23 protein-coding genes are annotated in these 24,147 nt (G+C 71.1%); 13 read left to right on the top strand and 10 right to left on the bottom strand.

Annotation, left to right across the window (positions count from 1 at the left end; genetic code table 11):
- Nucleotides 1–57: 57 nt before the first annotated feature.
- Nucleotides 58–1,194, bottom strand: a complete 1,137-nt coding sequence (locus tag AB0F04_RS08835) for a mechanosensitive ion channel domain-containing protein (protein ID WP_362039287.1) — start codon at nucleotides 1,192–1,194, stop codon at nucleotides 58–60.
- Nucleotides 1,195–1,256: 62 nt separating this feature from the next.
- Here AB0F04_RS08835 and AB0F04_RS08830 point away from each other — a divergent pair, with 62 nt between their 5' ends.
- Nucleotides 1,257–1,871 carry a dienelactone hydrolase family protein gene (locus AB0F04_RS08830; RefSeq protein WP_362039284.1) on the top strand — a complete coding sequence of 205 codons (615 nt, stop codon included), beginning with the start codon at nucleotides 1,257–1,259 and terminating at the stop codon, nucleotides 1,869–1,871.
- Between the two features lie 6 nt (nucleotides 1,872–1,877).
- On the opposite strand, the gene AB0F04_RS08825 is transcribed toward AB0F04_RS08830, so the two are convergent.
- The 4 genes from AB0F04_RS08825 to AB0F04_RS08810 all read right to left on the bottom strand — a co-directional run bounded on the left by AB0F04_RS08825 (nucleotide 1,878) and on the right by AB0F04_RS08810 (nucleotide 6,716).
- Complete coding sequence (locus tag AB0F04_RS08825; protein WP_362039281.1) at nucleotides 1,878–3,548, bottom strand: alkaline phosphatase D family protein; 1,671 nt, start codon at nucleotides 3,546–3,548, stop codon at nucleotides 1,878–1,880.
- 92 nt (nucleotides 3,549–3,640) lie between these two features.
- Complete coding sequence (locus AB0F04_RS08820) at nucleotides 3,641–4,459, bottom strand: thioredoxin domain-containing protein (protein ID WP_362039278.1); 819 nt, start codon at nucleotides 4,457–4,459, stop codon at nucleotides 3,641–3,643.
- Nucleotides 4,460–4,610: 151 nt separating this feature from the next.
- Nucleotides 4,611–5,306 (bottom strand): hypothetical protein, encoded by a 696-nt coding sequence (locus tag AB0F04_RS08815; RefSeq protein WP_362039275.1) that lies wholly within the window; start codon nucleotides 5,304–5,306, stop codon nucleotides 4,611–4,613.
- Between the two features lie 69 nt (nucleotides 5,307–5,375).
- Nucleotides 5,376–6,716, bottom strand: a complete 1,341-nt coding sequence (locus AB0F04_RS08810) for a DUF2252 domain-containing protein (protein WP_362039272.1) — start codon at nucleotides 6,714–6,716, stop codon at nucleotides 5,376–5,378.
- Between the two features lie 216 nt (nucleotides 6,717–6,932).
- Between AB0F04_RS08810 and dnaE the strand changes: the two genes are divergently transcribed.
- Complete coding sequence (dnaE, locus tag AB0F04_RS08805) at nucleotides 6,933–10,472, top strand: DNA polymerase III subunit alpha (RefSeq protein WP_362039269.1); 3,540 nt, start codon at nucleotides 6,933–6,935, stop codon at nucleotides 10,470–10,472.
- Between the two features lie 91 nt (nucleotides 10,473–10,563).
- On the opposite strand, the gene AB0F04_RS08800 is transcribed toward dnaE, so the two are convergent.
- The gene (locus AB0F04_RS08800) at nucleotides 10,564–10,728 is read right to left on the bottom strand and encodes a hypothetical protein (RefSeq protein ID WP_167526560.1); all 165 of its coding nucleotides are present in this window, start codon (nucleotides 10,726–10,728) and stop codon (nucleotides 10,564–10,566) included.
- 221 nt (nucleotides 10,729–10,949) lie between these two features.
- Here AB0F04_RS08800 and AB0F04_RS08795 point away from each other — a divergent pair, with 221 nt between their 5' ends.
- From AB0F04_RS08795 to AB0F04_RS08780, 4 genes are all read left to right on the top strand, one after another.
- Entirely contained in the window at nucleotides 10,950–12,161 is a 1,212-nt protein-coding gene (locus AB0F04_RS08795; RefSeq protein WP_362039266.1) for an NYN domain-containing protein, read from the top strand.
- 123 nt (nucleotides 12,162–12,284) lie between these two features.
- Nucleotides 12,285–13,259: an ABC transporter ATP-binding protein gene (locus tag AB0F04_RS08790; protein WP_362039263.1), complete on the top strand. Its 975-nt coding sequence runs from the start codon at nucleotides 12,285–12,287 to the stop codon at nucleotides 13,257–13,259.
- 103 nt (nucleotides 13,260–13,362) lie between these two features.
- On the top strand, nucleotides 13,363–14,184 hold the full coding sequence (locus AB0F04_RS08785; protein WP_362039262.1) for an ABC transporter permease: 822 nt from the start codon (nucleotides 13,363–13,365) through the stop codon (nucleotides 14,182–14,184).
- A 56-nt stretch (nucleotides 14,185–14,240) separates the two neighbouring features.
- Entirely contained in the window at nucleotides 14,241–14,930 is a 690-nt protein-coding gene (locus tag AB0F04_RS08780; RefSeq protein WP_362039259.1) for an AAA family ATPase, read from the top strand.
- 95 nt (nucleotides 14,931–15,025) lie between these two features.
- Here the strand turns inward: AB0F04_RS08780 and ybaK are convergent, their stop codons facing one another.
- The 4 genes from ybaK to AB0F04_RS08760 form a co-directional block, all read right to left on the bottom strand.
- A complete protein-coding gene (gene ybaK, locus AB0F04_RS08775) occupies nucleotides 15,026–15,526 on the bottom strand; it encodes a Cys-tRNA(Pro) deacylase (protein WP_362039258.1) in 501 nt (166 codons plus the stop codon).
- 10 nt (nucleotides 15,527–15,536) lie between these two features.
- A complete protein-coding gene (locus AB0F04_RS08770; protein ID WP_053671873.1) occupies nucleotides 15,537–16,277 on the bottom strand; it encodes an LON peptidase substrate-binding domain-containing protein in 741 nt (246 codons plus the stop codon).
- Nucleotides 16,278–16,288: 11 nt separating this feature from the next.
- Nucleotides 16,289–17,329 carry a hypothetical protein gene (locus AB0F04_RS08765; protein ID WP_362039256.1) on the bottom strand — a complete coding sequence of 347 codons (1,041 nt, stop codon included), beginning with the start codon at nucleotides 17,327–17,329 and terminating at the stop codon, nucleotides 16,289–16,291.
- Nucleotides 17,330–17,450: 121 nt separating this feature from the next.
- Nucleotides 17,451–19,028 (bottom strand): oxidoreductase, encoded by a 1,578-nt coding sequence (locus AB0F04_RS08760; protein WP_362039254.1) that lies wholly within the window; start codon nucleotides 19,026–19,028, stop codon nucleotides 17,451–17,453.
- Between the two features lie 177 nt (nucleotides 19,029–19,205).
- On the opposite strand from AB0F04_RS08760, the gene hisD reads away from it, so the two are divergent.
- From hisD to AB0F04_RS08725, 7 genes are read left to right on the top strand one after another with little or no spacing between them, the layout of a single operon-like run.
- The gene (gene hisD / locus AB0F04_RS08755) at nucleotides 19,206–20,531 is read left to right on the top strand and encodes a histidinol dehydrogenase (protein ID WP_362039252.1); all 1,326 of its coding nucleotides are present in this window, start codon (nucleotides 19,206–19,208) and stop codon (nucleotides 20,529–20,531) included.
- Complete coding sequence (locus AB0F04_RS08750) at nucleotides 20,528–21,634, top strand: histidinol-phosphate transaminase (protein ID WP_362039249.1); 1,107 nt, start codon at nucleotides 20,528–20,530, stop codon at nucleotides 21,632–21,634. Before hisD ends, AB0F04_RS08750 begins: the two co-directional genes overlap by 4 nt.
- Entirely contained in the window at nucleotides 21,631–22,224 is a 594-nt protein-coding gene (gene hisB, locus AB0F04_RS08745) for an imidazoleglycerol-phosphate dehydratase HisB (protein WP_053671868.1), read from the top strand. The genes AB0F04_RS08750 and hisB overlap by 4 nt, the downstream gene beginning before the upstream one ends.
- Nucleotides 22,221–22,385, top strand: a complete 165-nt coding sequence (locus tag AB0F04_RS08740) for a hypothetical protein (RefSeq protein WP_003989585.1) — start codon at nucleotides 22,221–22,223, stop codon at nucleotides 22,383–22,385. Before hisB ends, AB0F04_RS08740 begins: the two co-directional genes overlap by 4 nt.
- Nucleotides 22,376–23,026, top strand: coding sequence for an imidazole glycerol phosphate synthase subunit HisH (gene hisH / locus AB0F04_RS08735; RefSeq protein WP_362039247.1), 651 nt, complete (start codon nucleotides 22,376–22,378; stop codon nucleotides 23,024–23,026). Before AB0F04_RS08740 ends, hisH begins: the two co-directional genes overlap by 10 nt.
- Nucleotides 23,023–23,748: a bifunctional 1-(5-phosphoribosyl)-5-((5-phosphoribosylamino)methylideneamino)imidazole-4-carboxamide isomerase/phosphoribosylanthranilate isomerase PriA gene (gene priA, locus AB0F04_RS08730; protein ID WP_362039245.1), complete on the top strand. Its 726-nt coding sequence runs from the start codon at nucleotides 23,023–23,025 to the stop codon at nucleotides 23,746–23,748. Before hisH ends, priA begins: the two co-directional genes overlap by 4 nt.
- Complete coding sequence (locus AB0F04_RS08725) at nucleotides 23,745–24,146, top strand: RidA family protein (RefSeq protein WP_362039243.1); 402 nt, start codon at nucleotides 23,745–23,747, stop codon at nucleotides 24,144–24,146. Before priA ends, AB0F04_RS08725 begins: the two co-directional genes overlap by 4 nt.
- The last annotated feature ends 1 nt before the right edge of the window (nucleotide 24,147 follow it).

Raw genomic sequence — 24,147 nt, 5'->3', positions numbered from 1 at the left:
GGCTGCCCGCGTCGCGGGCAGCCCTCCGGTCGTCCGTACGGGCGCCGGCCCGTGCCGTCAGTGCCCCGGCCGTCCGGAGCCGTTTCCGTGGTAGCGGCGCTGCTGGGCCGGTACGGCCTCCGGGGACGGGCGGTGGCCGTTGCCGCCGGGAGACGGCGGAAGCACCGCGTCCGCCGTGTTGACCCGGGGCAGGGAGTACGGGTGCTCGCGGGTCAGCCAGCGGATCATCTCCTCGCGGACCGTCACCCGCACCGTCCAGATGTCGTCCGCGTCCTTGGCCGTCACCAGGGCCCGCACCTGCATGGTGTTCGGGGTGGTGTCCGTGACGGTCAGGCTGTAGTCGCGGCCGTCCCAGGCCGGGCACTCGCGCAGGATGTCGCGGAGCTTTTCGCGCATCGCCTCCACGGGCGCCGAGTGGTCGACGTGCCAGAAGACGATGCCCGTCATCTGGGGGGTGCCGCGCGACCAGTTCTCGAACGGCTTGGACGTGAAGTACGACACCGGCATGGTGATGCGGCGCTCGTCCCAGGTGCGGACGGTCAGGAACGTCAGCGTGATCTCCTCGACCGTGCCCCACTCGCCGTCCACCACCACGGTGTCCCCGATGCGGACCATGTCGCCGAAGGCGATCTGGAACCCCGCGAACATGTTGCTCAGCGTGGACTGCGCGGCGACACCGGCGACGATGCCGAGGATGCCGGCCGAGGCCAGCAGCGAGGCGCCCGCCGCCCGGAACGCGGGGAAGGTCAGCAGCATGGTCGCCGCGGCCACCACGCCGACGACGGCGGACACCACCCGCATGATGAGCGTCACCTGGGTGCGCACCCGGCGCACCCGGGCCGGATCACGCTGGGCACGGGCGTGGGCGTACCGGCTGTACGACGTCTCGACGATCGCCGACGCGATACGGATCACCAGCCAGGCGGCCGACCCGATCAGTATCAGGGTCAGCGTCCGGCCGACTCCTTCGGCGCGGCTCTCCAGCAGGTCCGCCTCGTCGTACGACCCTCTCAGCAGAGCGGCGAAGAGGACGAGCATGTACGGGATACGGCCACGGCGGAGCAGACCCCACAGCGGGGTCTCGTGGTGCCGTTCGTCGGCCTTGCGCAGCAGGAAGTCGGTGGCCCAGCCGATCACCAGCGTGAGCACGACCGAGCCACCGACCACGATCAGCGGTCGTAGCAGGTTCTCCATGCCACCGAACCTAACCGGCCTTCGGGGTGCATGAACATGTGACTTCCGCTGCGTCGTGGGTAGTGCCGCGAGCTCGGCTCGTCACACCCGGCTGGCACCATGGCCTCATGAACATCATGCTCTTTCACTCGACCTTCGGGCTGCGGCCCGCGGTGCTCCGGGCCGCTGACCGGCTGCGCTCGGCCGGACACGAGGTGTGGACGCCCGACCTCTTCGACGGGCGCACCTTCGAGGAGGTCGAGCAGGGCATGGAGCACAAGGAGAAGATCGGCAAGGAGGAGCTGCTGAAGCGGGCCGTGCTGGCCGCCGCGCCCTACTCCGAGCGCGGGCTGGTGTACGCCGGGTTCTCGCTCGGCGCCTCCATCGCGCAGACCCTCGCCCTCGGCGACGAGAAGGCGCGGGGCCTGCTCCTCCTGCACGGCACGTCGGACATCGCGCCGGACGTCACGGCCCCGGACCTGCCGGTCCAGCTGCACGTGGCGGAGCCCGACCCGTTCGAGACGGACGACTGGCTGAGTGCCTGGTACCTCCAGATGGGCCGCACCGGCGCCGACGTCGAGGTGTACCGCTACGCCGGGGCCGGCCATCTCTACACCGACCCCGACCTGCCGGACTACGACGAGGAGGCCGCCGAGACCACCTGGCGGGTGGCCCTCGGCTTCCTCGGCACCCTGTAGCGGCGGTTACACCGGGTCGTAGGTGCGCTCGACCTTCTGCGTGCCGCTGCGGGTGCGGTACGAGCGGGACCACGTGGCGGTCGCGTCGGGCTCGGTGCGGTCGGAGATGACGTAGAAGTCCATCTGCGCGCGCTCGGCCGTGATGTCCAGGACGCCGAAGCCGTGCCGGTCGGTGTCGACCCAGTGGACATGGCGGTTGGCGGCGCGGATGACCGGCGCGGCCACCGCGGAGACCGTGCCCTCCGGCACCTTCACGATGTCGTCGAGGTTGTCGGAGGTGACCGAGGTGACGACGAACTCCGTGGCGGCGGAGGGGGACAGCGGATACGTACCGGCGTCCACCGGCACGTCGTTGGCCCAGGCCATGTGGATGTCGCCGGTGAGGAAGACAGTGTTGCGGATCGCGTTCGTCCGCAGATGTGCCAGGATCTCGCGGCGGTCGTCGGTGTAGCCGTCCCACTGGTCGGTGTTGAGGGCGAGGCCCTCCTGCGGCAGACCCAGCAGCTTGGCCAGTGGCTTCAGCAGGTCGGCGGAGAGCGAGCCGATGGCGAACGGCGAGATCATCACCGAGTTGCCGACCAGGCGCCAGGTGGTGTCGGAGGACTTCAGCCCCGCCTTGAGCCAGTCGAGCTGGGCACGGCCGGTGAGGGTGCGCTCCGGGTCGTCGACCTCGCCGTTGCCGACCTTCACCTGCTGCGAGCGGAAGGACCGCAGGTCCAGCAGCGAGAGGTCGGCCAGCTTGCCGAAGCGCAGCCGGCGGTAGGTGGTGCCGGCGATCGCCGGGCGCACCGGCATCCACTCGAAGTAGGCCTGCTTGGCCGCGGCCTGACGGGCGGACCAGGCGCCCTCCGCGCCCTCCGTGTGGTTCTCCGCACCGCCCGACCAGGTGTCGTTGGCGAACTCGTGGTCGTCCCAGATCGCCACGACCGGGGCCGTCGCGTGCAGCGCCTGGAGGTCCGGGTCGGTCTTGTAGCGCGCGTGCCGGATGCGGTAGTCGGCGAGCGTGACGATCTCGTGCGCCGGGGCGTGCGGGCGTACGACCGTGCCGCGGGTGGCGTACTGGCCGGTGCCGTACTCGTAGATGTAGTCGCCGAGGTGCAACCAGGCGTCCAGGTCGCCGCGGGCCGCGAGGTGCCGGTACGAGGAGAACCAGCCGGCCTCCCAGTTGGCGCAGGAGACCACGCCGAAGCGCAGGCCCGGGACGGCCGCGTCGTGCGCGGGGGCGGTGCGGGTGCGCGCCGCGGGGGAGTCGGTGCCGCCGGCGGAGAAGCGGAACCAGTAGTCGGTGCCCGGTTCCAGGCCGCGGATGTCGGCCTTCACGGTGTGGTCGGAGGCCGCCGTCGCGGTCGTCGAGCCCTTGGCGACGACGGTGGTGAACGCCTTGTCCCTGGCGACGACCCAGCTCACCTCGGTGTCCGGGCCGAGACCGGAGCCGGGTATCGCCTCGGGTACCGGCGTGACGCGGGTCCACAGCAGGATGCCGTCCGGCAGCGGGTCACCGGAGGCGACGCCGTGCAGGAAGGCGGGTGCCTGGTCGACGGCGCGCGCGGGCAGGGTCGCCGCCAGCGGCCCGGCCAGGACAGCGGTCGCCGCCGCGGCCTTGACGACCGTACGGCGGCGCGGGGTGAGGGAGTTGAGGCCCTCTGACGTATTCGATGATCTGTATCGACTGGTCACGACCGATCAGGTTACTGGTCGGTATGGGCCGGAGCGGGCGAACTCCGGAAGTTCGCCCGCTCTTCACATCCCGACCGGTCCCTGACCCGGCGTCACTTCTTGAGGGCCTCGCCCACGACCCGGTTGAAGTCGTCCACGGTCATCAGCGGCGTGCCCTGGTTGTCGGCGGTGAGCTGCTTGCCGTCCATGACGAAGCCCGGCGTCCCCTTCACGCCGTCCTTGTTGTCGTCGAAGGTCTTCGACATGGCCATCGCCCAGGCGTCGTAGGTGCCCTTCTCGACCGCGTCCTGGAACTTCTTGTTCCCCTTCAGCGCGGGGACGGTGTCCGCGACCTTGATGAGGTAGCTGTCGTCCTTGAACTTGTCGGTCGTCTCCTCCGGGTGGTACTTCGCCGAGTACAGCGCGGCCTTGTAGTCGAGGAACGCCTGGTCGCTCACGTTCAGCGCGGCGCCCAGGGCGCTCAGGGCGTTCTTGGAGCCCTCGCCGTTGTCCTTGTCGTCGATGAAGGTGGCGCCGACGAACTGCATCTTGAACTTGCCGTCGTCGATGTCCTTCTTCACGGTCGGGCCGACCGTCTGCTCGAACTGGGCGCACACGGGACAGCGCGGGTCCTCGTAGATCTTCAGCGTCTTCTTGGCCGAGGCCTTGCCGATGACGACCGTGGTGCCGTCGGTGCCCGTGGTGTTGGCGGGGGCGACGACCTTCTCGTCCTTCACCGCCTCCCAGTGGGTGGGCTTGTTGGCCTGGACGACCGCGTACCCGATGCCGCCGGCTATCGCCAGGACACCGACGATCGAGCAGGCGACGATGATCTGCCGCTTGGTCTTCGCCCGCTTGGCCTCGCGCTCGCGCTCGATGCGCAGCCGCTCGCGGGCCGCCGTCTTCGCCGACTGGCTGTTGCGCTTGCTCATGGTGATGTTCTCCGTAGGGGACGCGCACATCTGTGGGTGCGGGATACGTAGGGGGACTGCTGGTGCTCGGAAGTGCCGCGGGTGGGCGAGGGCGCCTGACGTGACGGCCAGTGCCTTACGCGACGGTGAGTGCCTTACGCGTCGGCGTGGCTTACGCGATGGCGGGTGAGCACGGCGGTCCCCGACGTCCCAGGGAGTACGCGAGGATCCGGTCGCGGGCCGTGGGGGTGCGGTCGGCGGGACGCGCCGGCAGGCGCCGCCCGGCCGGTGCCCGCTCCACCGCGACCGCGGCGACCGCCAGCAGCAGCGGCCGGAACGTGGTCGCCGTCACCGCCCGCAGCAGCTGGGCCAGGGCCCGCTCGCCGCGGCGCAGCCACACGGCGGCCAGGAGGCCGACACCGATGTGCGCTCCGAGGAGAAGCCAGGCGGTGGCCGGGTCGGCGTGGGCGACCGCGGCCGCGAGCCGTTCCGTGCCGGTGGCGCCGGCCATCCGGGCCAGCGGCGTGCCGACCTCGCCGCCGCCGCACAGCACGTCCAGGCCGACCGAGCGCAGCGGGCCGGCGACCGGGCCGCCCGCCCGTCCGTAACAGGCGTGCTGGCCCGTGGTGAACACCGTGTCGGCGGCGAGTTCCAGCGGGATCAGCAAGGCCGCGATCCTCCCGAAGGAGCGCTCACGGCCCGCCAGGGCGAACGCGATCACGAACACGGCGGCGGCGACCGCCGCCACCGTGCCCATCGGCAGCGGGGCGCGGGACAGCAGGACGTGCGACGCGGTGCTGAGCGTCACGACCACGGCCGTGAACAGCGCCGCGCGTACGGCTCTGAGCTGGATCCCGGATATGTCCATAGCGAGAGGAGAGTCTGTCACGTGGGCCTGTAAGAGACCCCTAAAGGATGCTTGTGAGAGACCTTGCCGTCACAGGCCCGGAATGCGGCCGTTGCGGAACAGGTCCACGAAGGTCTGGTGGTCGGCACGCGCGCGGGCGCCGTAGCTGTGCGCGAAGTCGACCAGCAGGGGCGCGAAGCCCTCCTCGTCGGCCGCGATCGCCGCGTCGATGGCCCGCTCCGTGGAGAACGGCACCAGGGACTCACCGGACTGGTCGTCCGCCGCCGCGTGCATCGTGGCCGTCGCCCGGCCGAGGTCGGCCACCACCTGGGCGATCTCGGCCGGGTCGTCGATGTCGCCCCAGTCCAGGTCGACCGCGTACGGCGAGACCTCGGCGACCAGCTGCCCCGCGCCGTCCAGCTCGGTCCAGCCCAGCCACGGGTCGGCGTGCGCCTGCAGGGCACGCTGGGAGATGACCGTGCGGTGCCCCTCGTGCTGGAAGTAGTCGCGGATCGCCCGGTCCGTGACGTGCCGGGAGACCGCCGGGGTCTGGGCCTGCTTGATGTAGATCACGACATCGTTCTCCAGGGCGTCGCTGTGCCCCTCCAGCAGGATGTTGTACGACGGCAGCCCCGCCGAGCCGATGCCGATGCCGCGCCGGCCGACGACGTCCTTCACGCGGTAGGAGTCCGGGCGGGTCAGCGAGCTGTCCGGCAGCGTCTCCAGGTAGCCGTCGAAGGCGGCGAGGACCTTGTAGCGCGTGGCCGCGTCCAGCTCGACCGAGCCGCCTCCCGCGGCGAAGCGGCGTTCGAAGTCGCGGATCTCCGTCATCGAGTCCAGCAGCCCGAAGCGGGTCAGCGAGCGGGCGTCACGCAGCGCGTCCAGCAGCGGACCCTGTGCCGTGTCCAGCGTGAACGGCGGCACCTCGTCGCTCTTCGCCCCCGTCGCCAGGGCGTGGATCCGCTCGCGGTAGGCGACCGCGTAGATCGTCACCAGCTCCGAGATCTGCTCGTCGCTGAGGGCCTTCGCGTAGCCGATCAGCGCGATGGAGGCGGCCAGGCGCTTGAGGTCCCAGGTGAAGGGGCCGACATAGGCCTCGTCGAAGTCGTTGACGTTGAAGATCAGGCGGCCGTTGGCGTCCATGTACGTGCCGAAGTTCTCCGCGTGCAGGTCGCCGTGGATCCACACGCGCGAGGTGCGCTCGTCCAGGAACGCCCCGTCCTGCTTCGACCCGAACTGATCGGAAAAAGTCAGATCGTGGTAGAAGAGACCCGCCGTGCCCCGGTAGAACGCGAAGGCCGAGGCCGCCATCTTCCGGAACTTCACGCGGAACGCGGCCGGGTCGGCGGCCAGGAGCTCGCCGAAGGCGGTGTCGACGACGGCGAGGATCTCCTCACCGCGTTGCTCGTCGCTGAGCTGCGGGAACGACATCGCTGGGTGCCTCCTGGTGCATGCGTCTCAGGGCGGCAGGTCCGCCCTGAGGCCTAACGTGCGGCGGCCCACGGGAGTGCCCGCGAAGCCTCGCACGAAGGTACGCGGGTCAGCCCTCCAGGTGTCAGTGCCGAGGCATAGACTTCGACGCTGTCCCCCAGACTGCTCGCAGCCTGCCGGACCCATTTGCCGTACTTTTTCTCTGGAGGCCGCCGCATGTCGAAGCCGCCGTTCACGCACCTGCACGTCCACACCCAGTACTCGCTGCTGGACGGTGCCGCGCGGCTGAAGGACATGTTCAACGCGTGCAACGAGATGGGCATGACGCACATCGCCATGTCCGACCACGGCAACCTCCACGGCGCCTACGACTTCTTCCACTCCGCGCAGAAGGCCGGGGTCACGCCGATCATCGGGATCGAGGCCTATGTCGCCCCCGAGTCCCGGCGCAACAAGCGCAAGATCCAGTGGGGCCAGCCGCACCAGAAGCGCGACGACGTCTCCGGCTCCGGCGGTTACACCCACAAGACGATGTGGGCGGTGAACTCGACCGGCCTGCACAACCTCTTCCGGCTGTCCTCCGACGCCTACGCCGAGGGCTGGCTGCAGAAGTGGCCCCGGATGGACAAGGAGACCATCTCCAAGTGGTCCGAGGGGATCGTCGCCTCCACCGGCTGCCCCTCCGGCGAGGTCCAGACCCGGCTGCGCCTCGGCCACTTCGACGAGGCCCTCAAGGCCGCCGCCGACTACCAGGACATCTTCGGCAAGGACCGCTACTTCCTGGAGCTGATGGACCACGGCATCGAGATCGAGCACCGGGTCCGCGACGGTCTCCTGGAGATCGCCAAGAAGCTCGGCATCCCCCCGCTGGTCACGAACGACTCGCACTACACGTACTCCCACGAGGCTAGCGCCCACGACGCGCTGCTGTGCATCCAGACCGGCAAGAACCTCTCCGACCCCGACCGCTTCCGGTTCGACGGCACCGGCTACTACCTGAAGTCCACGGACGAGATGTACGCCATCGACTCCTCGGACGCCTGGCAGGAGGGCTGCGCCAACACCCGGCTCATCGCCGAGATGGTCGACACCACGGGCATGTTCGAGAAGCGCGACCTCATGCCGAAGTTCGACATCCCCGAGGGGTACACCGAGGTCAGCTGGTTCCGCGAGGAGACCCTGCGCGGCATGCACCGCCGCTTCCCGGACGGCATCCCGGACGACCGCATGAAGCAGGTCGAGTACGAGATGGACACCATCATCTCGATGGGCTTCCCGGGCTACTTCCTCGTGGTCGCCGACTTCATCATGTGGGCCAAGAAGCAGGGCATCGCCGTCGGCCCCGGCCGCGGCTCCGCGGCCGGCTCGATCGTCGCCTACGCCCTCGGCATCACCGACCTCGACCCCATCCCGCACGGCCTGATCTTCGAGCGGTTCCTCAACCCCGAGCGCATCTCCATGCCCGACGTCGACATCGACTTCGACGAGCGCCGGCGCGTCGAGGTGATCCGGTACGTGACGGAGAAGTACGGCGCCGACAAGGTCGCCATGATCGGCACGTACGGCACCATCAAGGCCAAGAACGCGATCAAGGACTCCGCGCGCGTGCTGGGCTACCCCTACGCGATGGGCGACCGTCTCACCAAGGCCATGCCCGCCGACGTCCTCGGCAAGGGCATCAACCTCGACGGCATCACCAACCCCGAGCACCCCCGCTACTCGGAGGCGGGCGAGATCCGGGCGATGTACGAGAACGAGCCGGACGTGAAGAAGGTCATCGACACCGCCAAGGGCGTCGAGGGCCTGGTCCGGCAGATGGGCGTGCACGCCGCCGGCGTGATCATGTCCAGCGAGACCATCACCGACCACGTGCCCGTCTGGGTCAGGCACACCGACAAGGTCACCATCACCCAGTGGGACTACCCGAGCTGCGAGTCGCTCGGCCTGCTGAAGATGGACTTCCTGGGCCTGCGCAACCTGACGATCATGGACGACGCCGTCAAGATGGTGAAGTCCAACAAGGGGGTCGACATCGACCTCCTGAGCCTCCCGCTCGACGACCCCACGACCTTCGAACTGCTGCAGCGCGGCGACACCCTCGGCGTCTTCCAGTTCGACGGCGGCCCCATGCGCTCCCTGCTCCGGCTGATGAAGCCGGACAACTTCGAAGACATCTCCGCCGTGTCGGCCCTGTACCGCCCGGGCCCGATGGGCATGAACTCCCACACGAACTACGCGCTGCGCAAGAACGGGCAGCAGGAGATCACGCCCATCCACCCGGAGCTGGAGGAGCCGCTGAGGGAGGTCCTGGACGTCACCTACGGCCTGATCGTCTACCAGGAGCAGGTGCAGAAGGCCGCCCAGATCATCGCCGGCTACTCGCTCGGCGAGGCCGACATCCTCCGCCGCGTGATGGGCAAGAAGAAGCCCGAGGAACTGGCGAAGAACTTCGTCCTGTTCCAGGAGGGCGCCCGCAAGAAGGGGTACAGCGACCAGGCCATCCAGGCCCTGTGGGACGTGCTGGTCCCCTTCGCCGGCTACGCGTTCAACAAGGCGCACTCCGCCGCGTACGGACTCGTCTCCTACTGGACGGCGTACCTCAAGGCGAACCACCCCGCCGAGTACATGGCCGCGCTGCTCACGTCCGTGAAGGACGACAAGGACAAGTCGGCCGTCTACCTCAACGAGTGCCGGCGCATGGGCATCAAGGTCCTCCCGCCGGACGTCAACGAGTCGATGTCCAACTTCGCGGCCCAGGGCGACGACGTGATCCTCTTCGGCCTCTCCGCCGTCCGCAACGTCGGCACGAACGTGGTCGAGTCGATCATCAGGTGCCGCACGTCCAAGGGGAAGTACGTCTCCTTCCCGGACTACCTCGACAAGGTGGAGGCGGTGGTCTGCAACAAGCGCACCACCGAATCGCTGATCAAGGCCGGCGCCTTCGACGCCATGGGCCACACCCGCAAGGGCCTCACCGCGCACTACGAACCGATGATCGACAACGTGGTCGCGGTCAAGCGCAAGGAGGCCGAGGGCCAGTTCGACCTCTTCGGCGGCATGGGCGAGGCCGAGACCAGCGAGCCGGGCTTCGGGCTCGACGTGGAGTTCTCCCCGGACGAGTGGGACAAGACCTATCTGCTCGCCCAGGAGCGCGAGATGCTCGGTCTGTACGTCTCCGACCACCCGCTGTTCGGACTGGAGCACATCCTGTCCGACAAGGCGGACGCGGGCATCTCCCAGTTGACCGGCGGCGACTACTCCGACGGCTCCGTGGTCACCATCGGCGGCATCATCTCCGGCCTGCAGCGCAAGATGACCAAGCAGGGCAACGCCTGGGCCATCGCCACCGTCGAGGACCTCGCCGGCTCGATCGAGTGCATGTTCTTCCCCGCGACCTACCAGCTCGTCTCGACGCAACTCGTCGAGGACGCCGTGGTGTTCGTCAAGGGCCGCCTCGACAAGCGTGAGGACATCCCGCGGCTCGTCGCGATGGAGCTGATGATCCCGGACCTGTCGAACGCGGGCACCAACGCACCCGTGGTCCTCACCATCCCGGCCACCCGGGTCACCCCGCCACTGGTCAGCCGCCTCGGCGAAGTCCTCAGTCACCACAAGGGCGACAGCGAGGTCCGGATCAAGCTCCAGGGACCGACCAAGACGACCGTGCTGCGGCTGGACCGGCACCGGGTGAAGCCGGACCCCGCGCTCTTCGGCGACCTGAAGGTGCTGCTCGGACCGTCCTGCCTGGCCGGGTGACGCGGGGCTGGTGACGCGCTCGAGGGGCGTACCCGGGATCGGGTACGCCCCTCGAGCTGGTGCGCGGGCTCGACAACCCGTCACACGGACGTCAGTTGTGGCCGAAGCTGCGCTTTCGCTTGGCCGACGCCATCTCGCCGGGCGTCGCCTCGACCTCGGGCTGGGGCTCCGTCTGCGAGGCGGGGCTGCGGTCGGCCCGCTGACCACGCTCGGTCGGACGCTGCTGCTTGCGGTCACGGTTCTTGTTCTTGGCCATGGTGATGCCTCCTGTAGGGGACTAGGGGCCAGGGCCGGGACCAGATTCACACAGGCCGACAACGATCGCATGTCGGACAATTACCGTGCGTGACAGGGCTGGTCGGAGCGGGAGGGCCCGAAACGCCACGCCGAAGATCGAGTTCCGGCCGTTAACCTCCGCGCCGTCGGGCAGACTCGAAGCGAGCCCGAAGCAAACCTCCTGGGAAGAGGGTGAGTCGCGTGGACCGCTGCATCGTCCTGGTGGACGCTGGGTATCTGCTGGGAGCCGCGGCGAGCCTCCTCGCCGGGGAGCCCTCGCGGTCCCGCATCACCGTCGACCACACCGCCCTCATCCAGGGGCTGCGTGAACGCGCCGAATCCGACACGCAGCAGCCGCTGCTGCGCATCTACTGGTTCGACGGCGCCCCCGACCGCGTCCCCCAGCCCGAGCACCGCAGGCTGCGCGTGATGCCCCGGGTCACCGTCCGGCTCGGCGCCCTGACCCGCAGCGACGGCCGCTGGGCCCAGAAGGGCGTGGACGCGGCGATGCACGCCGAGCTCACCGAACTGGCCCGCAACCGCGCCTGCTCGGACGTCGTCCTCGTCACCGGCGACGGTGATCTGCTGCCCGGCATGATGGCCGCCAAGGAGCACGGCGTGGCCGTCCACCTGTGGGCCGTCCAGGCCGCCGACGGCGACTACAACCAGTCCGAGGACCTGGTCGCCGAGGCCGACGAGCGGCGCGTGCTGGACCGTACGTGGATCACCAAGGCCGTCCGCGCCAAGGAGCACACCGGGGTGTGCGCGCCGCAGCCCGCGCCCCGGCCCGAGATCGCCGCCATCCTCTCCGCGCCGCTGCCCGAATCCGCGCTCGGCGCCGCGACCGACCGGTCCGCCCCGCAGCCCCGGCACCAGGAGGCCGCCCCCGGGCACAACGGCACCGAGGAGAGGGTGCCCGCCGCCAAAGGGGTCCCCACGCCCAAAGACCTGGCCGCCCTGCGCGCCCCCGGCACCCAGCCCGCCCAGCCCCCCGCCTCCGCCACCCTCCGGTGGTCCTCCGACAAGGGCTGGGTCGACCGGCCCACGGCCGAGCCCCCCGAGGCCGCCTCGATGCCGACGCTCGCCCAGCTGACCACGGCCGAGCAGCGCTGGGCCGACCGCGAGGAGGACATCACCACCGTCGGCGGTGACCCCTTCGAGGTGGGGCAGGTCTTCGCCCGGCGCTGGGTGGAGCGTCTGGGCGACCAGACCCACCTGCCGAAACTGTCCGGGATGTACCCGCGCATCCCGCACCGCGTCGACGGGGAGCTGCTGCGCTACGCGGCCCGCTTCGGCCTGCTCGCGCACAAGGACGACCAGATCGACGAGCGGGACCGGTACGCCATCCGAGCCGGCTTCTGGCGGGAGATCAGTGTGCGCACGGGCGTGGAGCACCCGCCCGTCGAGGCCTGAGTTCTTAGCCGGCGGATTTCCCGGTGCCGACCGACCCGAGGGCGGACCAGGGCCGCCGACCCCGTAGTCTCGTCCCTTGTGAGTAAGCGCGCGGCACAGGCATTTCGGCACGATGGTGACGTCGTGTGCGCAGTGCGCGGGCTGACCAAGACCTATCCGGCGGTCCGGGGCCGTCGCGGCACCCCCGCAGCGCCCGAGGTCCGGGCCACGGACGACGTGACGCTGGCCATCCGCCGCGGCGAGATCTTCGGCCTGCTCGGTCCGAACGGCGCCGGCAAGTCCACCCTCGTACGCCAGCTGACCGGGCTGATGCGGCCCGACCGCGGCAGTGTGGAGATCCTCGGCCACGACATCGTGCGCCACCCCGAGCGGGCCGCGCGGATCCTCGCCTACCTCGGGCAGGAATCGACCGCCCTCGACGAGCTGACCGTGTCGCTCGCCGCCGAGACCACCGGGCGGCTGCGCGGCCTGGACGTGCGCCGGGCGCGGGCCGAGCGGGACGCCGTGCTGGACGAGCTGGGGCTCGCGCCGCTCGCCGGACGGCCGCTGAAGAAACTCTCCGGGGGCCAGCGGCGCCTGGCGTGCTTCGCGGCGGCCCTGGTGGGGGAGCGGCCGCTGCTCGTGCTCGACGAGCCGACCACCGGCATGGACCCGGTGGCGCGGCGGGCCGTGTGGTCCGCCGTCGACCGGCGCAGGGCCGAGCGCGGGACGACCGTGCTGCTCGTGACGCACAACGTCATCGAGGCCGAGACGGTGCTGGACCGGGTGGCCGTCCTCGACCGGGGGCGGGTGATCGCCTGCGACACGCCCGCCGGGCTCAAGGAGCAGGTCGCCGGTGAGGTGCGCGTCGACCTGGTGTGGCGGGACGCGGCTCCGCTGCACGTGCCCGAGGTGGCCGCGCTGAAGGACCGCGTCGTGGAGTCGGGCCGCCGCTGGACGCTGCGGCTCGGGCCCGAGGAGGCCCGGGCGGTCGTCGCGACCGTCACCGGCGGGACCGCCTTCGCCGCCCTGGACGACTTCACCCTGGCCACGCCGAGCCTGGAGGACGTGTACCTCGCCCTCGGCGGTGCCGTGCAGCAGGGGCTGGTGAAGGCGTGAGCACCTGGGCACCCGACGCGCGGGCCGTGAGCACTCCGGCCGCGGACTCCGTACCGAACAGGCGACTGCCGCAGTGGACCCGAGCGAAGGGGAGCAGCACGACGTGAGTGTCGTACCCGCCGATGTCCTGCCGGGCGGTGCCCTGGCCGCTGAGAAGCCCGCCGTGGGCGCGGCCGAGCTCGGGCCCCGGGCGCGGCTGTGGCCCTCGCTGGCGGCCGTGTACCGGGCCCAGCTGTCCCGGGCGAGGGTGGCGCGGATCCCGCTGCTGTTCGTGGCGACCTTCCAGTCGGTCGGGATCATGATCCTGATGCGCGGGGTCGTGGACGACGGGGCGGAGGCGCAGGCCGTCGTCGCCGGGTCGTCCGTCCTGGTGGTCGCCTTCGTCGCGCTGAACCTGCTCGCGCAGTACTTCGGGCAGCTGCGGGCCAGCGGCGGGCTCGACCATTACGCGACGCTGCCCGTGCCGCCCGCGGCGGTGGTGCTGGGCGCGGCCGGCGCGTACGCGTCGTTCACCGTGCCCGGGACGGTGGTGACCGCGGTGTTCGGCTGTGTGCTGTTCGGGCTGCCGATGGCCCACCTGTGGGTCCTCATGGCCGTGATCCCGCTCGCGGGCGCCGCGCTCGCCGGGCTCGGCGCGGCGCTGGGGCTGCTCGCGCCCCGGCCGGAGCTGGCCACGCTGCTGGGGCAGCTGGGCATGTCGGCGGCGCTGCTGCTGGGCGTGCTGCCGGCGGACCGGATGCCGGAGATCGTGCGCTTCGCGCGGGACCTGCTGCCGTCGACATACGGCGTGGAGGCCTTCGCGCGTACGTTCGGGCCGCATCCCGACTGGGCCTTCGTGCTCGGGGACCTCGCGGTGTGCGGGGCCGTGGGCGTCGTCTCGCTGGCCGTGGCGACCTGGGCGTACCGCCGGGCGGCCGTCCGTTGAGCGCGCAGTGGTCGTCCGGTGACGCGGCACACAGCCGGGCCTGGCACGATGGCAGGGTGACCGCACCACTGACTCCGCCTCAGCCACCGCACGGACCTGCCGCACAGGGCGCGTGGCAGCCGCCGGACGCCGGACCTGAGGCTCCCGGAGCCCAGCACGCCGAGTACGCCGGACCCGGCTGGTACGGACAGGACGGCCCCGGGATGAAGACGGAACTGCGGGAGGCCGCGGTGATCGCCGTGGCCGCGGCGCTCGGCGGGGTGCTGCTCGGAGTGCTGTGGTGGTGGCTCGCGCCGCACGTGCCGCTGGTCGGCGACGTGGTGGAGAAGAACTGGGTCGTGTACCTCAAGGACACCGAGGGCGAGCAGGGCATCGGGGTCGACGGCACCTTCACGCTGCTCGGGCTGGGCTTCGGGGTCGTCAGCGCGCTCGTGGTCTTCCTGCTGCGCCGGCGCGGGGGTGTGCCGCTGGTGGTGGGGCTGGCCCTCGGAGGGCTGCTCGGGTCGCTGCTCGCCTGGCGGGTCGGGGTGTGGCTCGGGCCCGCGCAGGACGTCATCGCCCACGCGCGGGAAGTGGGCCGGGGGGTGACGTTCTCCGCGCCGCTGAAGCTGGGGGCGAAGGGGGCGTTGCTGGCCTGGCCGTTCGCCGCGCTGGTGCTGCACCTCGGGCTCATGGCGTTGTTCGGGCCTCGGGATCCGGAACCCGAGCCCTGTCACGAGCCGTATCAGGGGACGCCTGCTTCGTAGCGGCCCGGCGTCGGGGCCGGGGCGGCGCCTTGCGGTGCCGCCCTTTCCGCTACGGGTGCCGAGCCGGCAGCACCATCGACTGCCGCCCGGCGAGACTACCCGCGGCCGATCGGGGCCAGGACCGCCCCCGTCAGCTTCTGCAGGTCCTGCGGCGACAGCTCCACCTCCAGCCCCCTGCGCCCCGCCGACACGCAGATCGTCGCGTGGGCCGTGGCCGAGTCGTCCAGGACCGTCGGCAGGCGCTTGCGCTGGCCCAACGGTGAGATGCCACCCCTGACATAGCCCGTCGTGCGTTCCGCCAGGGTCGGGTCGGCCATGGTCGCGCGTTTACCGCCGGCCGCGGCTGCCAGGGCCTTGAGGTCCAGTTGGCCCGCGACCGGGACCACCGCGACCGTCAGGGTGCCGTCGACGTCCGCGACCAGGGTCTTGAACACGCGGTCGGGGGAGACGCCCATGGCCTCGGCGGCCTCCTCGCCGTAGGAGGGGTGCGCGGGGTCGTGGTCGTAGGAGTGGACCGTGTAGTCCGCACCGGCAGCCGTGAGGGCCACCGTCGCCGGAGTGCCGCCCGGCTGCTGCTTCTTCGCCTTCTTCGCCATGCCGATCCGCTCAGTTGAGGCTCATCGGGCCGCGCGTCAGCTCCGACGCCGGCAACGACGGCAGACTACGGATGATCGCCGTCTCGGAGCGAAGGAGTTTCAGCTCGTCGCGCAGGCGGGACGCGGTGTCCGGGGACTGCAGCAGGCGCTGCTTGGTCGGCGTGTCCAGCATCATGGCGGCCGCCACGAGGTACGACACCACGCCCGGCTCGTCCGGCAGGTCGGCCCCCGTCGCCAGGGACCGTTCCCGCGCGCCGGCCAGCCGCTTCTGGTACTGGCGGAAGGAACGCAGCACCCCCTCCGCCAAGGGCGCGGCCTCGTCGCCCGGTTCCTCCTCCAGCGGCTCCAGCTCGGCCGTCAGGAACGGTCCGGACGCCTCGACCGACAGCAGCTTCACCCGGGTCGTGCCGGTCGCCAGCACCTCGAAGGAGCCGTCGGTGCGCTCCCGGATCGTCGCCGCGTCCGCGATACAGCCCACCTTGTGGAACGCCTTGACCGGGTCCGCGCCGAAACCGGCCGCCGGTCCCCGCTCGGGCACGGCCGTCGGGTCGGGCATGCCGGGCGCGCTCGGGGCCACCTCGTGGCCGTCGCGGATCGCCACGACGGCGAAGCGGCGCGACTCGTCCTCGGGCGTCTTCAGCAGCTCGCGCATCATGGCGCGATACCGCTCCTCGAAGACGTTGAGCGGGAGCACGAGCCCCGGGAACAGCACCGAGTTCAGGGGGAAGAGGGGGAGCCGGACGGTGGTCACGACGCAAAAGCCTAATGGTCGCCGGGACGGACTCGACCGCCCCGTTCACTCCGTGGATGCCCGGACGGGTCCCCGGCGGCCCCGACCGCCCCGGCCAGGATGCCCTCGCGCACCCGCAGGAAGTGGCCGAGCGGGTCGTCCGACATCCGGTCCCAAGGGAAGGAGGTGGCGTACGGGCCGTTCAGACGCAGCTGTTCGGAGGCGTCGGCCCAGCGCTCCAGGCGGGCCAGGACGAAGATCAGCAGGTTCCGCATCCGGGCCGGCCAGGGGTCGGCCGCCGGCAGCAGCGGGGACAGCGCGATCGCCCGGTCGGCCGCCGCGTCCAGTCGCTCGCGCGGCACCTCGGGCCCGCACCGGTCGGTGAGGTAGCCGAAGGCCGCCCGCAGCGGCAGGGCCTGCACGAGCGCGTCCGCGGGAGCGTCCTGGGCCGCCCGGTCGGCGAAGTCGAAGCACTCGTGGTGCGAGCCGTGCCAGTAGGTGGCCAGGTAGCGCAGGGCCGCCACGTGGCAGCCGTAGTGGTGCGGGGCACGGCGTACGGCCGCCGCCCACAGCTCCTCGAAATAGGTGTGCCCCGCCTGTGCGCCCCGGGCGTGGTCGAGCGCGAGCCGCCACGGCACGGGGTCCCGCTGGTCGCCCCGGGCGGCCGCCGTGATCAGCGGGCTCACCTCGCGCAGCAGCTCGGCCCGGGCCGGTGACTGCCAGGCGCGGTCCACCGCCAGCTGGGCCCCGACCAGCAGCGCGTCGGGGTCCTGCGGGGCCATGGCGAGCCAGGCGTCCAGCCACTCGGGCCGCGAGCGGGCGAACGCCGCCAGCCGGGTGACGTACCGGTCGCGCCGCTCCCACTCACAGGCCGCGCGGGTGGCGAAGAGCAGGGTCGCGGCCGGCCCGTGATCGCCCCGGGCGGCGGCGACCAGCGCCGGGCTCAGCCGGGCGTCGGGAGCGTCGAGCAGCACCTCGTCGTCGGCGCACGGCTCGCCGGCGAGGTGGGGGGAGGTCCTTGCCATCCGGCTCGGGCGGATGAACGGGAGCTGCATTGCCATGGTGCCGACCATTGAAAGTCGGCAGGTCATGACGGCGCCAGAGTGTTCATGGAACCTACGGAAAGTTGTACTTCGGATGGTCAAGAGAGCGTAAAACCGTGACAGTTCGGCACCTGTGGTCACACCAGCACCATCAGTTGCGGCGCAACAGCCGCGTCGCCCCCGCCGCCACCGTCGTCGCCAGGATCCAGCCCAGCAGGATCATCGCCGTCGCCAGCCACTGCCAGGGACCCCGCAGCTGCCAGAAGCCCACCTGACCCAGGTCGATGACCGGCAGCAGCAGATCGAGGGTGAACAGCGTGGGGCTCCACTCCGGATGTTCGCCCCGCTTCATCGGCGGATGGCCGGCCCGCGCGAAGGCGAAGGAGCCCGCCGCCCACAGCACCGCCATCCACACCGCGGCCCGGCCCGGCCGGTATCCGTAGGCGACCGTCCAGTCCTGCGCGTAACCCCACAGCTTCGCCGCCATCGGCAGGCTCTCGCGGTGCCGGCGCTGCTTGGCGAGCAGCACCTCGCGGGCGTCCTCGTCCTCCCCGCCGGCCCGCAGCACGGACGCGAGGCGCTCGTAGGGCTCCGGGTTGTACTCGGCGGTCGCCGCCGCCACCCAGTCCAGCCGCTGGTCCAGGGGGAAGGGCCCGCGCGGCACCAGGTTCTCGTAGCCGAAGCCGCCCATGTGCAGCCGCCCCGGACCCGGCCAGGCGTCCGCCCGGTCCATCAGGTTGACGACCCTCGCCCCGGACAGCACCACCCGCCCCCGTACCGGCTGCTCCCCGAGGAACCGCAGCTCCGGCGTCTGCACCCGGCGCAGCGACAGCTCCTGGTCATCCGTGAGGGTGAACCGGGCCTGCTCGAAGTCGACGGCGTCACCGAACCGGCCGTCGTCCAGCCGGATGCCGCCCTCGCAGGCGAAACGCTGGATCCGCGTCCCCTGCGCCGGGGTCATCCCGCTCATCGCCTGGGCGCCGACCCCCGCCGGCGTCAGATAGAGGCTGCGCTCGACGGTCAGCTGCGGGGCGTTCAGCGCGAGCCGCTCGTACGGGTTGGACAGACGCGCCCCGCGCAGGCTCAGGGAGACGCCGACCGTCGCGGCGCGCAGGCTCAGCTCACCGTGCGACGACAGCAGCTCGGCCTGTAAGTCCTGGCCGACGGTCATGCCGTCCGCGGCGATCGACCGGCCGCTGTGATCCCGGTGCACGATCGCCTGGTTGAGCATCAGGTCCGTGCCGATCTGCGCGTCCGTGAGCCGGATGCCGTGGTGGAAGCGGCAGCGCGGCAGATGCAGATCGCCCTCGGTGTGCACGCGGGCCGCCTCCAGCCGGGGCACCGAGCAGTCCACCATCCGCAGGGTCGTGAAACGGGCCTCCGGCAGCAGCACGTCCTGTTCGAAACGGCACCGGCGCATCTCGACGTACGGCACCACCGTGCCGCCCGCGAGGTCCAGTGAGCCGCTGACCTGCACGCCCATCAGCTTCAGCGACGACACGCGGCCGGCCAGGGCCGGCGGGCCGTCCAGCAGCAGCCAGCACACGATCCGGGCCCGTACGGTCCGCTCCGCACCCCAGGGGTGGCCGCCGTGCGGATCGTCCACCACGGCGTCGCCGCTGCTCAGGTCGTACACGGTGCCGTTGCGGAAGGCCTGCCACATGCCGGCCTCGGCCGCGGTCAGGTCCCCGGGCAGCTCCCCGGTACGGACGCCTGCCCCCTCGGTCACAGCGCTTCCTTCCTCCCCGGGTACTCGCGGGTCACTTCCTCGTACACCCGTTCATGCCCGGTGAGTGACCTCCCGAACACAGGAAGTGAAGGTGATCTTCCGTCCTTCCGCGACGCGCTGTATCAGCCATTGATACGCGCGAACGACGGCTCACCGCGGTCTGAGAGAATTGAGCACGTGATCTCCCGAATCGACCTGCGTGGCGACGCCCTTCCCGAGGGCCCCGCCCTGCGCGACCTGCTGCCCCGAGCCGACTTCGACGTTGCGGCCGCCCTGGAGAAGGTGCGTCCGATCTGCGAGGACGTGCATCATCGGGGCGACGCGGCGCTGATCGACGCCGCCGAGCGGTTCGACGGGGTCAGGCTCGACCAGGTGCGCGTGCCGGCCGCCGCGCTCACCCGTGCGCTGGAGGAGCTCGACCCGGCCGTGCGCGCGGCCCTGGAGGAGTCCATCCGCCGCGCCCGGACCGTCCACCGCGCGCAGCGCCGCCAGACGCACACCACCCAGGTCGTGCCCGGCGGCAGCGTCACCGAGAAGTGGGTGCCGGTCGATCGCGTCGGGCTCTACGCGCCCGGCGGCCGGTCGGTGTACCCGTCCTCCGTGATCATGAACGTGGTGCCCGCGCAGGAGGCCGGCGTCGGCTCCGTCGCGCTCGCCTCGCCCGCCCAGGCCGACTTCGGCGGCCTGCCGCACCCCACGATCCTCGCCGCCTGCGCGCTGCTCGGCGTCGACGAGGTGTACGCGGCCGGCGGCGCCACGGCCGTCGCGATGTTCGCCTACGGCACCGAGTCCTGCGCACCCGCGAACATGGTCACCGGCCCCGGGAACATCTGGGTCGCCGCCGCCAAGCGCTACTTCACCGGCAGGATCGGCATCGACGCCGAGGCCGGCCCGACCGAGATCGCGGTCCTCGCCGACGACACGGCCGACCCCGTCCACGTTGCCTCCGACCTGATCAGCCAGGCCGAGCACGACCCGCTGGCCGCCGCCGTCCTGGTCACCGACTCGGTCGAGCTCGCCGACGCGGTCGAGAAGGAACTGGAGCCGCAGGTCGCCGCCACCAAGCACGTCGACGACCGGATCGTCCCGGCCCTGTCCGGCAGGCAGTCCGCGATCGTCCTGGTCGACGGCGTCGACGAGGGCCTGAAGGTCGTAGACGCCTACGGCGCCGAGCACCTGGAGATCCAGACCGCCGACGCCGCCGCCGTCGCCGACCGGGTCCGCAACGCCGGCGCGATCTTCATCGGCCCCTGGGCGCCCGTGTCGCTGGGCGACTACGCGGCCGGCTCCAACCACGTCCTGCCCACCGGCGGGTGCGCCTGCCACTCCTCGGGACTGTCCGTCCAGTCCTTCCTGCGCGGCATCCACATCGTCGACTACACGCAGGACGCGCTGGCCGAGGTCGCGCACCACGTGGTGACGCTGGCGGAGGCGGAGGACCTGCCCGCGCACGGCGCGGCGATCAAGGCGAGGTTCGACTGGAAGGTTCCGCAGGGCAAGTGACAGGCATCGACGATCTCCCCGTACGGGACGAACTGCGCGGCAAGTCCCCCTACGGCGCGCCCCAGCTGGACGTCCCCGTACGGCTGAACACCAACGAGAACCCCTACCCGCTGCCCGAGCCGCTGGTCGAGCGGATCGCCGAGCGGGTCCGTGAGGCCGCCCGCACCCTCAACCGCTACCCCGACCGGGACGCGGTCGAGCTGCGCACCCGGCTGGCCGGGTACCTGACCGACACCTCCGGCCACGAGGTCGGCGTCGCCAACGTCTGGGCGGCCAACGGCTCCAACGAGGTCATCCAGCAGCTGCTGCAGACCTTCGGCGGACCGGGCCGCACGGCCATCGGCTTCGAGCCGTCGTACTCCATGCACGGTCTCATCGCGCGCGGCACCGGCACGGGCTGGATCTCCGGCCCCCGCAACGACGACTTCACGATCGACCTCGCCGCCGCCGAGAAGGCGATCGCGGAGAACCAGCCGGACGTCGTCTTCGTCACCACCCCCAACAACCCCACCGGCACCGCCGTCCCGCCCGAGACGGTCCTCGCGCTGTACGAGGCCGCCCAGGCCGCCAAGCCCTCGATGGTCGTGGTCGACGAGGCGTACATCGAGTTCAGCCACGGCGAGTCGCTGCTGCCGCTGATCGAGGGCCGCCCGAACCTCGTCGTCTCCCGCACGATGTCGAAGGCGTTCGGCGCGGCGGGCCTGCGCCTGGGCTACCTCGCGGCGCACCCGGCCGTCGTCGACGCCGTCCAGCTGGTCCGGCTGCCCTACCACCTGTCGGCCGTCACCCAGGCGACCGCCCTGGCCGCCCTGGAACACACCGGCACGCTGCTGGGCTACGTCGAGCAGCTCAAGGCCGAACGCGACCGCCTGGTCACCGAACTGCTCGCCCTCGGCTACGAGGTGACCGCGTCCGACGCGAACTTCGTGCAGTTCGGCCGGTTCGAGGACTCCCACGCGACCTGGCGGAAGATCCTCGACCGGGGCGTCCTGGTCCGGGACAACGGCGTGCCCGGCTGGCTGAGGGTCACCGCCGGAACCCCCGAAGAGAACGACGCGTTCCTCGACGCGGTACGTGAGTTGAAGAAGGAGCAGAGCACATGAGCCGCGTAGGCCGCATAGAGCGGGTGACCAAGGAGACCTCGGTCCTCGTCGAGATCGACCTCGACGGCACCGGCAAGACCGACATCAAGACCGGCGTCGGCTTCTACGACCACATGCTCGACCAGCTCGGCCGGCACGGTCTGTTCGACCTCACCGTGAAGACCGAGGGCGACCTGCACATCGACTCGCACCACACCATCGAGGACACCGCCCTCGCCCTCGGCGCCGCCTTCAAGCAGGCCCTCGGCGACAAGGTCGGCATCTACCGCTTCGGCAACTGCACGGTCCCGCTGGACGAGTCCCTCGCCCAGGTCACCGTCGACCTGTCCGGCCGCCCCTACCTCGTGCACACCGAGCCCGAGAAGATGGCGCCGATGATCGGCGAGTACGACACCACGATGACCCGGCACATCCTGGAGTCCTTCGTGGCCCAGGCGCAGATCGCGCTGCACGTGCACGTGCCCTACGGGCGCAACGCGCACCACATCGTGGAGTGCCAGTTCAAGGCGCTCGCCCGGGCCCTGCGGTACGCCTCCGAGCGCGACCCGCGCGCGGCCGGCATCCTCCCCTCCACGAAGGGCGCCCTGTGAACGGCACCTCGACCCTGCTGATCGTCGTCGGCCTGTTCCTCGTCGGCGGGATCTACTCCTTCGTCAAGCAGAAGATGCCCAAGGGCCTGATCGTGCTGCTGTCGATCGGCGCCGCGATGTGCCTGGCGGCCGGTGTCGTGAGGCTGGAGGTGTGGAATTGAGCGCCCCCCGCAAGCACGTGGTGGTCTTCGACTACGGCTTCGGCAACGTCCGTTCCGCCGAGCGCGCCCTCGCGCGCGCGGGAGCCGACGTCGAGATCACCCGTGACTACGACAAGGCCATGAACGCCGACGGCCTGCTGGTCCCCGGCGTCGGCGCCTTCGCCTCCTGCATGACGGGTCTGCGCGAGGCACGCGGCGACTGGATCGTCGACCGCCGGCTCTCCGGCGGCCGCCCCGTCATGGGCATCTGCGTCGGCATGCAGATCCTCTTCGCGCGCGGCATCGAGCACGGCGTGGAGAGCGAGGGCCTCGACGAGTGGCCCGGCTCGGTCGAGCCGCTCCAGGCCGAGATCGTGCCCCACATGGGCTGGAACACCGTGGAGGCGGCGCCCGGATCGCAGCTGTTCGCCGGCCTCGACGCGGACGCCCGCTTCTACTTCGTGCACTCCTACGCCGTCCACGACTGGTCGCTGGAGACGCACAACCCGACCATCGAGGCCCCCAAGGTCACCTGGTCCACGCACGGCAAGCCGTTCGTCGCGGCCGTCGAGAACGGCGCCCTGTGGGCCACGCAGTTCCACCCCGAGAAGTCCGGCGACGCCGGAGCCCAGCTCCTCACCAACTGGATCGGAACACTGTGAGCAAGCTCGAACTCCTCCCCGCCGTCGACGTCCGCGACGGCCAGGCCGTCCGTCTGGTGCACGGCGAGTCCGGTTCTGAGACCTCCTACGGCTCCCCGCTGGAGGCCGCCCTCGCCTGGCAGCGCTCCGGCGCCGAGTGGCTGCACCTGGTCGACCTGGACGCCGCGTTCGGCACCGGCAACAACCGCGAGCTCATCGCCGAGGTCGCCGGCGCGATGGACATCAAGGTGGAGCTGTCCGGCGGCATCCGCGACGACGACACCCTCGCCGCCGCCCTCGCCACCGGCTGCAGGCGCGTCAACCTCGGCACGGCCGCACTGGAGACCCCCGAGTGGGTCGCCAAGGTCATCGCCGAGCACGGCGACAAGATCGCCGTCGGTCTCGACGTCCGCGGCACGACCCTGCGCGGCCGCGGCTGGACCCGCGACGGCGGCGACCTCTACGAGACGCTGGAGCGCCTCGACAAGGAGGGCTGCGCCCGGTACGTCGTCACCGACATCGCCAAGGACGGCACGCTCCAGGGCCCGAACCTGGAACTGCTGCGCAACGTGTGCGCCGCCACCGACCGCCCGGTCGTGGCCTCCGGCGGGGTCTCCTCGCTCGACGACCTGAGGGCGATCGCCGACCTCGTCCCGCTCGGTGTCGAAGGGGCCATCGTCGGGAAGGCGCTGTACGCGAAGGCGTTCACCCTTGAAGAGGCCTTGGAGGCTGTGTCGTCATGACCGTGCGGCGTGTGCAGAGCGGAAGTCCCTGGGAAGAGTCCTTCGGTTTTGCACGCGCCGTCGAGGCGGGCGACCGCGTGCTCGTCGCGGGCACGACCGCCTTCAAGGGCGACGTCCTCTACGGCGAGGGCGACCCGTACGAGCAGGCCAAGGTGGCCTTCACCACCGCCCTGGAGGCGATCGCCGAGCTCGGGCTCGCACCCGAGTCCGTGATCCGCACCTGTGTGTACCTGGCGCACGCCCGGGACGTCGACGCGGTGGGACGGGCCCACAAGGAACTGTTCGACGCCGTGCGCCCGGTCACGACCCTGCTGATCGTGCAGGGCTTCATCGACTCCCGGGTCCTGGTGTCGGTGGAAGTGGAAGCATTCAGAGGGACACCTTCCGAAGAGCACTAGA

Origin of the sequence: Streptomyces sp. NPDC029041 (genome assembly GCF_040637515.1) — a bacterium.
GTDB lineage: Bacteria > Actinomycetota > Actinomycetes > Streptomycetales > Streptomycetaceae > Streptomyces.
The sequence above is the reverse complement of the archived record's forward strand: the minus strand, read 5'-3'. Positions and strand labels throughout refer to the sequence as shown.